We start from the raw sequence: 13,119 nt of genomic DNA on the forward strand, positions 1-13,119 counted from the left end.
TTACCTAGCTAAACAATACAAAGCTGCTTACGGAAGACTTTTCAAAACAGTCTACGGTTATGAAATTTAATGAGGGAAATATTATGAAGTTCGGACGCAATGCGCTTTTGCTTGCTTCAACCATCGCAACCGCGATCTCTGCCCCAGCAATGGCACGTGATACGATCCAAATCGCTGGCTCTTCAACCGTTTTGCCATTTTCTTCTATCGTTGCAGAAGAGTTCGGCCAAACCTTCCCACAATTTAACACGCCAGTGGTAGGTTCAGGTGGTTCAAGTGGCGGTTTACGTCAGTTCTGTCAAGGTGTCGGTGTTAATACAATTGACATCGCCAACGCATCACGCGCCATTAAATCTTCTGAAGTTGAAAGCTGCCGCGCCAATGGTGTGACAGAAATCATTGAAGTCAAAGTCGGCTATGACGGCATCGTGTTCGCTTCTCGTTCCGACAGTGGCACTTTTGCCCTTAAGCCAGAGCATGTGTTTAAAGCGGGTGCAGCACAAATTCCACAGAACGGCAAAATGGTTTCAAACCCTTACACCAATTGGAAGCAAATTGACGCATCTCTTCCTGACCAAGAAATTCTGCTTGTGATCCCTGGCTCTAACCACGGCACGCGTGAAGTGTACGAAGAGAAAGTCGTTCACCCAGGTTGTGAGACTTTTGCCGAAGTCAAAGCGATGGACAAAAAAGCCAAAGGCAACTTCTGTAATGCGATTCGCACCGATGGCCGCGTAGTTGAAGTCGCTGGCGATTATACCGAAACCCTCGCTCGTCTTGATGCTCAGAAAAATGCACTTGGTGTATTTGGCCTAAGCTTCTACGACCAAAACCGTGACCGCTTGAAAGTGGCGACCGTTAACGGTGTGACCCCAAGCTTAGATACCATTGGCAGCGGACAATACCCAGTTTCTCGACCACTGTTCTTCTACATCAAGAATGCTCATGTCGGTGTCGTACCGGGAATCCTCGAATACGCACAATTTTTTGTGAGCGAACAAATGGGCGCAACGGGTAGCCCACTTGAAGCGGCAGGCCTTATCCCAATGGATGATAAAGAGCGCGCCCAGGTGTCGCAAAACATTAAAAATCGCAAACTCCTTTAAGGCTCTCTGATTAGCTTGGGCCGGCGTTTTCGGCTCAAGCTAACGCTTTAATAAGGTAAGAATAACAATGAATAATCTGATGCTGATGGTGGTACTACTGGCGGTAATGACACTGGCTTACCACTTAGGGCTGACGCGCAGTAAAAAAGTAGCATCAACCAATGCTGGAACTCAGCGTTTACACTCTCGCCCTGTTTATCACGGCATGCTAACCCTGCTTTGGTGTGCAGTTCCTGCACTGCTCATCTGGATAATGTGGAGTCTATCTTCTCCCATACTGATTCAGCAAATGGTAGTTGATAGCCTTCCTACGGATCTGCAGCCAACGGCAACTGAAAGCACTCACGTGCTGATGAATAAATTGCATAATATCGCCAGCGGTTTCGCTGTACTCGATAGCTTTTCTCCTCAAGAAATTACCGCCGCAGACTACTTAAAGCAGTTAGAACAACGCAGCTATTTATTACTCACTGGTTTGATGGCAACGGTTGCCGCGGCCGGATTAGTCTTCAGCACTCGACAAATTCGCCCTGATCTTCGCGCACGCAACACCGTCGAACGTGCACTGCATATACTGCTGATTCTGTGTTCTGGTGTAGCGATTTTAACCACAGTAGGCATTGTCCTTTCTATGGTTGGAGAAGCGTTACGTTTCTTTAGTTTTGTTAGCCCGAGTGAATTTTTCTTCGGCACCACATGGAACCCTCGCTTTTCAACCGTTGGAACAGAGAACCAAACCGGCTTTGGTATGTTGCCATTACTGGCAGGAACCTTTTTAATTGCCTTGATTGCCTTAATCGTCGCTATTCCTATTGGCCTGATGTGCGCCATTTATCTGGCTGAATATGCGCCCAGTCGCGTTCGCTCGATAGCTAAACCGATTATTGAAGTGCTCGCGGGTATTCCCACTATCGTCTACGGCTTTTTTGCTTTAATCACCGTCGGTCCCTTTCTGAGCGAATTGGGACAGTGGCTCCATATCGATATTCGTGCCACCTCCGCTCTAACCGCGGGGATTGTGATGGGCTTAATGGTGATTCCCTTTATTTCCTCTCTATCCGACGACATTCTTACTCAAGTGCCCAAAACACTAAGAGATGGCTCGCTTGGCCTTGGCGCAACCAAATCAGAGACCATTCGCAAAGTGGTTCTACCTGCCGCGCTACCTGGCGTGACTGGCGCAGTTTTGCTCGCCGCCAGCCGGGCGATTGGTGAAACCATGATTGTGGTTCTCGCTGCCGGAAATAGCCCAGTATTAACCGCCAACCCATTCGAGGCCGTCTCTACTATGACGGTTACCATCGTCAACCAACTGACCGGCGATACCGATTTTGCTAGCCCACAATCCTTAGTGGCCTTTGCACTTGGTTTAACCCTGTTTGTGATCACGCTATGCCTTAATGTGATCGCGCTCGTTATCGTACGTAAGTACCGTGAACAGTATGAGTAACGCCATGGACAACAGCATTCAAATGACTAACCTTCAAGATGACGATGCTTATGCGCAACGTAATGAAACAAAACTGCGCATTGCTCGCTCGCTGAAAAAACGTCACAACAGTGAACGCCGCTTTAGAGCTTTCGGTATTGGCGCGGTTGCCTTAGCGTTAAGTTTTGTGGCGATACTATTTACTTCGATTCTTTCCAAAGGCATTCCGGCATTTTGGCAAGCCACCGTGACATTAGATGTCTATTTTGACCCAGATGTGGTGAAAATTGATCCTAAGCCCATCCAGCAAAGCGATGAGAGCCCGGCACAATTCAGACAGCGCATGCTGACATGGCAAAGCAGTGTTGGCATGGTTAATTTCAACCGTATTATTGTCAACAGTTTGGCTAATGAAATCCCTGAAGTGACTCGCTACCAGCGTGATGCGATCAAATTGATCACCAGCGGCGAACGTTTTGCTTTACGCGATATGATAGTCAATGATCCTTCACTGGTCGGCCAAACCTTACGTCTTGATTTACTGGCGGAAGCCAACGTCGATGTGTGGTTAAAAGGTAACATCGACCGTGACCTCCCCGACTCTCGTCAGCAGTTAAGTGCTCGTACCCGCGCATGGGCGGATGAGCTTGCTGAGCGTGGCGTTATCCAAAACAAGTTCAGTACTGCATTGTTTATGAACGTCGATTCTCGCAGCTCATTAGCTTCGGCCGGCTTAGCGGGGGCGTTTATGGGCTCGGTGTTTATGATGTTAATTGTGATGGTCTTAGCTGTTCCGATTGGCGTCGCATCCGCGATTTATCTCGAAGAGTTTGCACCAAAAAATAAACTCACCGATTTGATTGAAGTGAACATCAATAACCTAGCGGCAGTGCCCTCTATCGTGTTTGGTTTACTGGGGGCTTCAGTGTTTATTTTGTGGTTTAAGTTGCCGCTCTCAGCACCATTTGTCGGCGGCTTGGTATTAACGCTAATGACACTGCCCACAGTGATCATTGCTACTCGCTCAACTTTGAAAGCAATACCACCCTCGATTCGCCAAGCAGCTCTGGGTATCGGCGCGTCCAAAACTCAAGCCGTTTTCCATCACGTATTGCCTTTGGCACTACCGGGCATTTTGACTGGGGCCATTTTGGGTATCGCGCAAGCATTAGGTGAAACTGCGCCACTGCTCTTGATTGGCATGAGCTCATTTGTCGCCAGCGTACCTGCGACACCGCTCGATCAATCAACCGCGCTACCAGTGCAGATTTTCCTCTGGCAAGGTAACGAACTGCGTAACTTTTTTGAAGCAAGAACGTCTGCTGCAATCACCGTATTGTTAGCATTAATGATTAGCTTAAACGCGCTGGCGATTTGGTTGCGTCGACGCTTTGAAACTCGGTGGTAATAAAGATGATAAGTGAAGCTATTATGAACAAACACTCTCTTGTGATACCACAGGTAAAGAGCACAGCTAAAGAAGCAGCCCAAGCCACACAAATTAAAATGGCAGCGCGTGATGTGAAAGTTTTCTATGGTGAAACCAAGGCGCTACACGGCATCAATATGGATATCATTGAGCATGAAGTGGTCGCCTTTATCGGCCCTTCAGGTTGCGGTAAATCGACCTTTTTACGCTGTTTAAATCGTATGAACGACACCATCGACACGGCTCGTGTTGAGGGTTCAGTTACCTTGGACGGGCAAGATATTTATCACCCTAGCTTAGATGTGGTGCAGCTGCGCGCTCAAGTTGGCATGGTGTTCCAAAAGCCTAATCCTTTTCCAAAATCGATTTATGAAAATATCGCCTATGGCCCTAAATTACATGGCCTAGTGGATAATAAATCCGACTTAGACGAAGTCGTCGAAACCAGCTTACGCCGCGCTGGCTTGTGGAAAGAAGTCAAAGATCGCTTATCAGCACCGGGCACCGGACTATCTGGTGGGCAGCAACAGCGTTTGTGTATTGCTCGTGCGATTGCGGTTAACCCTGAAGTGATTTTGATGGATGAGCCTTGTTCGGCTCTTGACCCTATCGCGACCTCGATCATTGAAGATCTGATTGATGAGCTCAAAGGCAGCTACACCATTGCGATGGTGACACACAACATGCAGCAAGCGGCGCGCGTTTCAGATAAAACCGCCTTCTTCCACTTAGGTAACTTGGTTGAACTGAGCGAAACACGTGAGTTGTTCACCAACCCACGTGATAGCCGCACTGAAGATTACATTACTGGCCGTTTCGGTTAACGACTGTTTTAGGAGAACTTTATGACAACTCATGGTGTCGATGGGCACACCTCTCATAGCTACAATAGCGAAATGCGCTCTATTGTGGATAGCGTGGTGAATATGGGTGATTTAGTCATCGTACAGGTGCGGGACGCACTCGATGCGTTTATGACAGGCAATACCGAACTGGCCAAGCAAGTAATTGAACACGATCATAATATCAATTTGTTAGAACTGGCCATTGATCAACGCTGCATTGATATTTTAGTCAAACGCCAACCCGCAGCCCGCGATTTACGCGCGGTGTTTTCGATCATGAAAGCGATCATGGATCTTGAGCGAATTGGCGATCAATCTAAACGTATCGCTCATGCGGTGTTACGTTTAAAGGAGCACCATCCGGGTGACAAAGACTATTTTGATGGTATTGAATTACAAGAAGATGCGTTTGAAACAATTAACGCGAACGTGATCAATATGCTGCAAAAATCGATGAACGCTTTTCACGATCTCAATGCACACGATGCGCTAGAAGCAGCAATGTTAGATAAACAAATCGACAACAGCTACGGCGATATTTTGCGTCAAAATGATAAAGATATGCTGGTGCAAGGCACTCACTATCAAACCATTTTGGAGATCACGTGGATTGGTCGCGCGGTCGAACGGATTGGTGATCACGCGCGCAACGTTTGTGAGTACACGATTTATTTTGTCACTGGCTTAGATGTGCGCCACCAAAAAGATCAAGCGATTGCCGATCTTTTAGCGAGTCAGAAAACCCGTTCGTAGTGATATTGCTCATTGGTAAAAAGGCTGCAAATTCGCAGCCTTTGATTTTTTAGGAAAATCAATCCGGAGTTTAAATCCGTTACGCCCCCATTCCACCTTAAGCATTATGCGGTTTATCACTAGGATGAATGGCATAGTATTTCTTTTTCATTCGCAGCGCGACGTTAACCAAAGCAATTAAAACAGGCACTTCAACCAAGGGTCCAATCACACCGGCGAAGGCTTGATCGGAATTTAAACCGAACACGGCAATGGAGACAGCAATCGCCAGTTCAAAGTTGTTACCTGATGAGGTAAAGGCAATCGAGGCATTTTGATCGTAAGGAATACCCAGCTTTTTACCAATGAAAAAGCTGACAAAAAACATCACTAAGAAGTAAATCACCAAAGGTATCGCAACGCGTATCACGTCCATCGGCAGTTCAATGATCATCTCGCCTTTCAGGCTAAACATCAAAACTATCGTCGCTAGTAGTGCCACCAGCGTAATCGGTGAAATACGCGGAATAAATACCTCGTTGTACCATTGCTCACCTTTCGCGGCCACCAACCATTTGCGGCTCAAAAAGCCAGCTAAAAATGGGATACCGAGATAAATCAGCACACTTTCGGCGATATCGAGAATGGTAATATCAACCACAAAACTCTCTAGCCCAAAATATGGCGGCAAAACAGTAATAAATAGCCACGCCATAAAACTGTAAGTGACAATTTGAAATGCACTGTTGAGCGCCACCAGCGCTGCGCCGTACTCTTTATTACCGCCACTAATATCATTCCATACCAGCACCATTGCGATGCAACGCGCCAGACCAATTAAGATCAGTCCGACCATATAACCCGGGTAATCACGTAAGAAAATGATCGCCAATGCAAACATTAAAATAGGCCCGACAATCCAGTTCATCACTAAAGAGAGTGTGATGGCGCGTTTATCACGAGCCACTTCACCTAGCAGGCTGTAATTCACTTTTGCCAGCGGTGGATACATCATCAAAATCAAACCGATCGCCAGCGGAATATTGGTCGAACCGACCGACATATTTTCATTCCATTGCGCTACTTGCGGAAAGAAGACACCGATCGCTACCCCTAACCCCATCGCAAGGAAAATCCACAAGGTTAAATAACGATCGAGAAAACTCATTTTTTCGGCTGCAGAGGCTTCTGCGCAGACAGGTAATTCACTCATACATCACATCTCTCGGTAAGTCTAAAAGGGAGCCGCGCACAACTTTATACTTACAGCCATGGCGAAATAGCAACGCTAAAATTTCATTCACTTTGGCAAGATGGGTGAGCAATGCGCGTTAGCTCTTGCGCAATCAATGCAGCATTGTGGCTCAGCGTGATGTCCAATATCTGCACCATCCAACTTTCCAGCTCAGGATTAATTTGGTAGTACACCCACTTGCCGCGCCGCTCATCAATCACTAATTCATTTTTTCTCAGTTCAGCTAAATGACGTGACACCTTAGGCTGACTTAATTGCAACGCATTCATTAAATCACACACACACAACTGCCCTTTGTGCTTCATCAACAGCAAGGATTTAAGCCTCGTCTCTTCAGACAAGGATTTATAAAAAGATAAACTGCGGCACATAAACAATACATATGGAATATCGAATGTGTTCAAGTGTAAGGAGCAAAAAAATAAAAGTCAAACACCAGAACTATCCTCGCGTACGACCGGCAGCGCTTGAAAAACACCGTGATAACGGGAGGAATCGACGACTGCAATACAAATAGTGATCGTTTGGTTGACCTACACCACATCAATGATTAGGATCACATTTTCAAAATCAACCAAGAGATGTTGCGAATGCTGCTTACGCCGCCCTAGATTGATCTTTACCTCTCACAACTCACCTTTTTATTTCATTTTTTAGAGATTAAGTATGCTACAAAATATTAAGCGCGATTGGTTTTCCAATGTGCGAGGGGATGTTCTAGCTGGCACTGTCGTTGCGTTAGCATTAGTTCCTGAGGCAATAGCCTTTTCTATCATCGCAGGTGTAGACCCTAAAATCGGCCTTTACGCTTCATTCAGTATTGCCGTGATCATTTCAATTGTCGGTGGACGCCCCGGCATGATCTCAGCAGCCACTGGAGCAATGGCGCTGTTGATGGTCACTTTAGTCAAAGAGCATGGCTTGCAATATCTACTGGCAGCCACTGTTTTGACCGGGGTTCTACAAATACTGGCCGGTTACCTCAAACTGGGCGATTTGATGCGTTTTGTATCACGTTCGGTCGTGACGGGGTTTGTTAACGCGCTGGCGATTCTGATTTTTATGGCGCAATTACCAGAGCTGACCAATGTAACATGGCACGTTTATGCCATGACACTCGGTGGGCTGGCGATTATCTACCTATTCCCCTACGTTCCTGTGGTTGGCAAATTGCTACCTTCGCCATTAGTGTGCATTATCGCCTTAACTCTGATTGCTATCAGCTTTGGCATTGATATTCGCACTGTGGGCGATATGGGTGAATTACCAGATACTTTACCGATATTTTTATGGCCAGATGTTCCGCTCAACCTTGAAACCTTATGGATAATATTTCCTTATTCAGCCGGATTGGCCGTTGTCGGTTTATTAGAATCAATGATGACAGCAACCATTGTTGACGATTTAACCGATACCAGCAGTGATAAAAATCGTGAATGTAAAGGCCAAGGTATTGCCAACATTGCCACCGGCTTTCTTGGCGGCATGGCTGGTTGTGCGATGATTGGTCAATCGATCATCAACATTAAATCCGGCGGACGCGGCAGGCTCTCTACTTTTTGCGCCGGTATTCTACTGATCATCATGGTGGTGTTTTTAAGTGATTGGCTCAAGCTCATCCCGATGGCGGCTTTAGTCGCGGTAATGATCATGGTTTCCATTGGGACCTTCTCTTGGAGTTCGGTAAAGGATCTCAAAACTCACCCACTTTCTACCAGCATCGTAATGATCGCGACCGTTGTGGTTGTGGTTGCAACCCATAACTTAGCGATCGGTGTCGGTGTCGGTGTGCTGCTTGCTTCTCTCTTCTTTGCGAACAAAATTGGCCGCTTCATGGTGGTTAAAAGTGAACTCTCTGAAAATGGAGAAGAGCGTACCTATCGTGTTGTTGGGCAAGTCTTTTTTGCCTCATCAGATCAATTTATGAACGCGTTTGACTTCAAAGAGGTCTTAGAGCGTGTCACTATCGACCTCTCTGCAGCGCACTTTTGGGATATTACTTCGGTTTCTTCGCTAGATCGTGCTGTTATCAAATTCCGACGCGAAGGGACCGATGTAAACATCATCGGTATGAATGAAGCAACAGCAACGATTGTCGATAAATTCGGCGTGCATGGTAAGCCAGAAGAAGTTGAAAAGCTGATGGGCGGACATTAAGGAACAGATTATGACCAATATTATTGCTTGCATCGATGGATCGATTTATTCACAGTCGGTCGCCAATTTAAGCGTGTGGGCCGCCAAAAGCTTACACGCACCGTTAACCTTATTGCACGTACTTGATAAGGCGGCCAATCAAACCGAAAGTGAACTGTCTGGTAACATCGGTTTAGGCAGCCGAGAGCAACTATTGAAAGAGCTTATTGAACTAGACGAAAAGCGTTCTAAACTGGCCTTAAGGTACGGTAAAGCGTTACTCAATGAGCTAGAAACTAAAGCTCATGAACAAGGTTTACAAGATGTGCATAAACTGCAAAAGCACGGCAACCTGCTGGAGACTTTGCTTGATCTTGAAAACGAAATTCGTGTATTGGTGGTCGGTAAATCAGGTGAAGTGCATCAAAACGACGCCATGGCTGTTGGATCTCAATTAGAGAGTATCGTGCGTACAATGAAGTCGCACACCTTAGTGGCAACGGGTGATTTTACGCCACCACAAAGCTATCTATTAGCCTTTGATGGCAGTGAAATTAGCCAGAAATTAGTGGATAAAGCGATTAAAACACCGCTGCTAAAAGGGCTAGAGTGCCATTTGGTGATGGTGGAAGATAACCACGATAAAGCGATCGCATTTAAAGCTGCCGCCGAAAAATTGTGTGAACACGGCATTCACGTTGTGGAAGCGTGCTTATCTGGCGAAGTTCATAAGGCGATTCTTCAGCACCAACAACAAAACCAACTTGGCATGATCGTCATGGGCGCGTTTGGACACTCTAAACTTCGTCAGTTTTTTGTTGGCAGTAACACCACTCGGCTCTTAGCCGAATCAAGCGTACCTATGCTATTGATACGATAATAATTGATAAATTAACCATATAGATAAAGCCTTCTTCGGAAGGCTTTTATTATAAAACTCTGTTGTGGAGGGTAAGTGCAAGTAGTAAACTTGCTGCGGATATGCAACTGGTACTTAGGATGTTAGGTACAAATAAAATCGCGGTTACTGGTACTAAGTAACGTGATGCCAACTACTCTCCTAAATCAAAGTCTCATTTACTGGAGCCTATCTAATAAAACTAATAAAAAATAATTAAATAAACCTAGGCTAGGTTAACTCTATGAAAATAATATCATCTTTAGGCTCACGGCTGACAAGCAGTCTGCCTATTGAAAAAAAACAGCGGGCTCTGGTAGAGTTCGTCATCAATACTTATCAACCACATCAACGGGCTGATCTTTTCCGCGCCGTTACAGATCACCGCAAAAACCAATTACTCAACCTATTTCCTGAACATCACAATAAAAGCTTCTCAGTACTGTTTGAATTGATGAACTACCGAGAGCTCATCCGGCGCTATCCGAATACGTTAGGTGAAGAGATAGCACATCTTGAACAAGCCGTCAGCGAGTGCTATTCGCATTGGCTAGATTTCTGGTGTGAATGCGAAATTGCGGCTATAAAAACACTATCCCCTATCGAAGCGGATGCTCCTCCTCGTATCGAACTGCCACTTAAAGACTGTGCCTACCGTGGTTTTTTGATCGACCAGATAGAGGATTCTGAACTTTGGGTCACAACGCCCAGTCACCCGCAAAAAATGCCCATCAAAGATGCGATCACCTTGAGCAATCTTGAGCTATTTATTAAAGGCGAAAAGTGGTACGAGATGCTGCCTTTATTGTCCTTATCACAAAAAGGGAAGCACTTTGTTTTACTCAAGCATCCTAATAACGAAGCATCTCCCACACTGGTCGCTTCAATGTTGGTACAAAATTGGTCAGTAAATCAGACTTGGCTTAGTTACGCACAGCAATTCAGTAACGAACAGTGGCAATTCTGTTTACCCGATCATAGTTACGATGTTTTGATGGAATTACAGCTTTTCAAACCAGCATTGTCGAAATGCGACTCTCTCCCAGAATTCGATCATCAATTCCAGCTACAATTGGCTGATACGCGAGCGGTCTGTGAAGTACTGCGTTTAACCGTCAGTGGCAACGCTCAACAAAAGCTCTATTTTCTCTACCTTGCTCAAAAAAAATTCATGCACGTAATGCATCAGGTAGGATATAAAATCGGTTTCACCATTATCGAACAACCCTTCATGCTCAGTTTTTATCAAGCTATTGACCCGAAAGCGTACTTCCATTTTGGATATTGCGATCTGAATAACGACGGAATAAAGACTTATCGTGGTTTCTGGAATTTCGAATCAATGAACCGCGTCTTCAGTAATGCCGATTTTCGTGACTATAAATATGCGGTTTCTCAAAGCAGAAAGTACGATTTAATCAAAAAGGAAGAGTATGCTTAATTTCAGCTTAGAGCCAATTCTCTATCCTAAAGCAATAACGCTTATCACAGCGGTAGCTATGGTACTAGTCTGGCTAACCTACTATTGCTATCGTCTTAAACAAAAAAATGAAGTGATCTGGGGGACACATCACCTACCCTACATAGCATATTCGATATGTATCGTTGCGTGGATCAGCAGTAATGCCTACTTTCATACTGATTTATTGCCTATTCTTGGAGCTTCAGTGGCCGTATTTATGGCCAAACTTGCCAACCTCGCTTCTTTTTCTGCGTTTGCCTTTGCATGTTACTTTTCTTACCGACTATTACCCGATCAGCTCAAAAATAAGGTACGCTTATGGCAACAAACATTCTTTATTATCCTGACGTTTTATTCCCTTTATATTAATTTCCTTCCTGATTTGACCATAAAACATGTCGAGATTACGGGTCCCAGTCAGTTCGTTATCGAATTTGGTCCTCATACAAAGTATTTTTTTATTGGACTAATGAGCTTTCTTGCTCTTACTTTAGCCAACATAGTCGCCTTACGAGCCAACAGCAGTAAACTAATATTGACTAAAACCAATTATATGATTGCAGGAATCTTGGTATTCATGCTTTCAACACTCGTAATGCAAGTCGCAATGCCTTTTTTCCTTCAAAACTTTTCACTCACTTGGCTGCCTCCGGCACTCTCCATCAGCGAAATGATGTTTGTCGGCTATGCTCTTATCACTTCACGCTTCTACAGTGTGAAATACCTTGCTTACCTGTGTCTCAATACTGCGTTAGTATGTGGGGTTTTATTCATACCGCTCGGCGCAATCTTCATCCCTCTCACCGACAGCAACCAATGGCTGATTGCAATACCACTCTGTGCGCTTATTGGTATTACTTGGAATCCACTCTACAAACGCTTGAGCCGTTACGCCTCGTTACTCATTTACGGCAATCAGCAGACTCCTGTAGAGCAAATTCTCGCTTTGGAAGACGATTTCAAGCGGTCAATTGATGATGCGATGCGCCGTTTAGGCCAGTTATTATACATCGCCGATGATAAGCTGCAGTTCGTTAATAGTAACTATAACGAAACCGTCTACGAACGTTACCTTTCATCCAAACAAACCGCACTAGTGTTTGATGAATTGTTTGAAAAATTAGACAACAAAACCGCGGCAAAAAACTCGATCAAAGCTCTTTATGACAAAATGAGCTCAAACAATACTGCGTTGGTTATGCCACTGTTTGGCCACAGCAAATTGGTCACACATTTATTAATCTCACCACACAAAATCAATAATCAGATGTTTTCTAATGAAGAAATCGCTGCACTTCAAACCTTGCTAACCCGAATACAAAGTATTATTGAAGCGGATAGACGTGTCTGCCAAAGTCGCGCATTAGCGAATTCAATTGCGCATGAAATGCGTAACCCGCTCGCTCAAGTACAATTACATTTTGAAATTTTAAAGCAACATATTGATAGTCAAGCGCCCGCACAACAAATTAAACAGGATATTGAGAACGGCCAAGCGGCTATTCAACGTGGGCGGCAGTTGATTGATATTATCTTGCGCGAGGTCAGCGATAGTTCACCTGAACACGAACCGATTACGATGACGTCGATCCACAAAGCCGCTGATCAGGCGGTCAGTCAATATGGCTTTGAGAACGAGAAAGTAATTGAGCGAATTCACTTACCACAACAAGATGACTTCGTAGCAAAACTTAATGAAACCTTATTCAACTTTGTTATTTTCAACTTGATTCGTAACGCAATTTATTATTTTGATTCCTACCCAAATAGCCAAATTGAGATCACAACTCAAATCGGTACTTATGAAAATATTTTAATCTTCAGAGA

11 protein-coding genes are annotated in these 13,119 nt (G+C 44.9%); 9 read left to right on the forward strand and 2 right to left on the reverse strand.

Annotated elements, in window-relative coordinates; genetic code table 11:
• Positions 1–83: 83 nt before the first annotated feature.
• The 5 genes from AACU59_RS09310 to phoU all read left to right on the forward strand — a co-directional run bounded on the left by AACU59_RS09310 (position 84) and on the right by phoU (position 5,562).
• Positions 84–1,106, forward strand: a complete 1,023-nt coding sequence (locus AACU59_RS09310) for a substrate-binding domain-containing protein (protein WP_094145223.1) — start codon at positions 84–86, stop codon at positions 1,104–1,106.
• A 67-nt stretch (positions 1,107–1,173) separates the two neighbouring features.
• On the forward strand, positions 1,174–2,556 hold the full coding sequence (gene pstC, locus AACU59_RS09315; RefSeq protein ID WP_094145221.1) for a phosphate ABC transporter permease subunit PstC: 1,383 nt from the start codon (positions 1,174–1,176) through the stop codon (positions 2,554–2,556).
• Positions 2,557–2,560: 4 nt separating this feature from the next.
• Positions 2,561–3,943 carry a phosphate ABC transporter permease PstA gene (gene pstA / locus AACU59_RS09320; protein WP_237666632.1) on the forward strand — a complete coding sequence of 461 codons (1,383 nt, stop codon included), beginning with the start codon at positions 2,561–2,563 and terminating at the stop codon, positions 3,941–3,943.
• A 98-nt stretch (positions 3,944–4,041) separates the two neighbouring features.
• Positions 4,042–4,788 carry a phosphate ABC transporter ATP-binding protein PstB gene (gene pstB / locus AACU59_RS09325; RefSeq protein WP_237666633.1) on the forward strand — a complete coding sequence of 249 codons (747 nt, stop codon included), beginning with the start codon at positions 4,042–4,044 and terminating at the stop codon, positions 4,786–4,788.
• Positions 4,789–4,809: 21 nt separating this feature from the next.
• Positions 4,810–5,562, forward strand: coding sequence for a phosphate signaling complex protein PhoU (gene phoU, locus AACU59_RS09330; RefSeq protein WP_017044462.1), 753 nt, complete (start codon positions 4,810–4,812; stop codon positions 5,560–5,562).
• A gap of 97 nt (positions 5,563–5,659) precedes the next feature.
• Here the strand turns inward: phoU and arsB are convergent, their stop codons facing one another.
• Positions 5,660–6,754, reverse strand: a complete 1,095-nt coding sequence (gene arsB / locus AACU59_RS09335) for an ACR3 family arsenite efflux transporter (RefSeq protein WP_094145222.1) — start codon at positions 6,752–6,754, stop codon at positions 5,660–5,662.
• 83 nt (positions 6,755–6,837) lie between these two features.
• Entirely contained in the window at positions 6,838–7,167 is a 330-nt protein-coding gene (locus AACU59_RS09340; protein WP_017044464.1) for a metalloregulator ArsR/SmtB family transcription factor, read from the reverse strand.
• A gap of 295 nt (positions 7,168–7,462) precedes the next feature.
• Here AACU59_RS09340 and AACU59_RS09345 point away from each other — a divergent pair, with 295 nt between their 5' ends.
• From AACU59_RS09345 to AACU59_RS09360, 4 genes are all read left to right on the forward strand, one after another.
• On the forward strand, positions 7,463–8,953 hold the full coding sequence (locus tag AACU59_RS09345) for a SulP family inorganic anion transporter (RefSeq protein WP_017048956.1): 1,491 nt from the start codon (positions 7,463–7,465) through the stop codon (positions 8,951–8,953).
• 10 nt (positions 8,954–8,963) lie between these two features.
• Positions 8,964–9,812 carry a universal stress protein gene (locus AACU59_RS09350; protein ID WP_094145329.1) on the forward strand — a complete coding sequence of 283 codons (849 nt, stop codon included), beginning with the start codon at positions 8,964–8,966 and terminating at the stop codon, positions 9,810–9,812.
• Positions 9,813–10,074: 262 nt separating this feature from the next.
• Positions 10,075–11,271: an acyl-homoserine-lactone synthase gene (locus AACU59_RS09355; protein WP_161437764.1), complete on the forward strand. Its 1,197-nt coding sequence runs from the start codon at positions 10,075–10,077 to the stop codon at positions 11,269–11,271.
• Positions 11,264–13,119 (forward strand): HAMP domain-containing histidine kinase (locus AACU59_RS09360; RefSeq protein ID WP_161437765.1); only part of this gene is annotated, 1,856 nt, incomplete at its 3' end. The genes AACU59_RS09355 and AACU59_RS09360, both read left to right, overlap by 8 nt.

The organism is Vibrio sp. V23_P3S9T160 (genome assembly GCF_963886625.1).
Taxonomy (GTDB): domain Bacteria; phylum Pseudomonadota; class Gammaproteobacteria; order Enterobacterales; family Vibrionaceae; genus Vibrio; species Vibrio anguillarum.

What these genes read in the sequence shown, in the direction of transcription:
- AACU59_RS09310 (WP_094145223.1), top strand. Translation starts at nt 84, where the DNA reads ATGAAGTTCGGACGCAATGCGCTTTTGCTTGCTTCAACCATCGCAACC.
- pstC (WP_094145221.1), top strand. Translation starts at nt 1,174, where the DNA reads ATGAATAATCTGATGCTGATGGTGGTACTACTGGCGGTAATGACACTG.
- pstA (WP_237666632.1), top strand. Translation starts at nt 2,561, where the DNA reads ATGGACAACAGCATTCAAATGACTAACCTTCAAGATGACGATGCTTAT.
- pstB (WP_237666633.1), top strand. Translation starts at nt 4,042, where the DNA reads ATGGCAGCGCGTGATGTGAAAGTTTTCTATGGTGAAACCAAGGCGCTA.
- phoU (WP_017044462.1), top strand. Translation starts at nt 4,810, where the DNA reads ATGACAACTCATGGTGTCGATGGGCACACCTCTCATAGCTACAATAGC.
- arsB (WP_094145222.1), bottom strand. Translation starts at nt 6,754, where the DNA reads ATGAGTGAATTACCTGTCTGCGCAGAAGCCTCTGCAGCCGAAAAAATG.
- AACU59_RS09340 (WP_017044464.1), bottom strand. Translation starts at nt 7,167, where the DNA reads ATGTGCCGCAGTTTATCTTTTTATAAATCCTTGTCTGAAGAGACGAGG.
- AACU59_RS09345 (WP_017048956.1), top strand. Translation starts at nt 7,463, where the DNA reads ATGCTACAAAATATTAAGCGCGATTGGTTTTCCAATGTGCGAGGGGAT.
- AACU59_RS09350 (WP_094145329.1), top strand. Translation starts at nt 8,964, where the DNA reads ATGACCAATATTATTGCTTGCATCGATGGATCGATTTATTCACAGTCG.
- AACU59_RS09355 (WP_161437764.1), top strand. Translation starts at nt 10,075, where the DNA reads ATGAAAATAATATCATCTTTAGGCTCACGGCTGACAAGCAGTCTGCCT.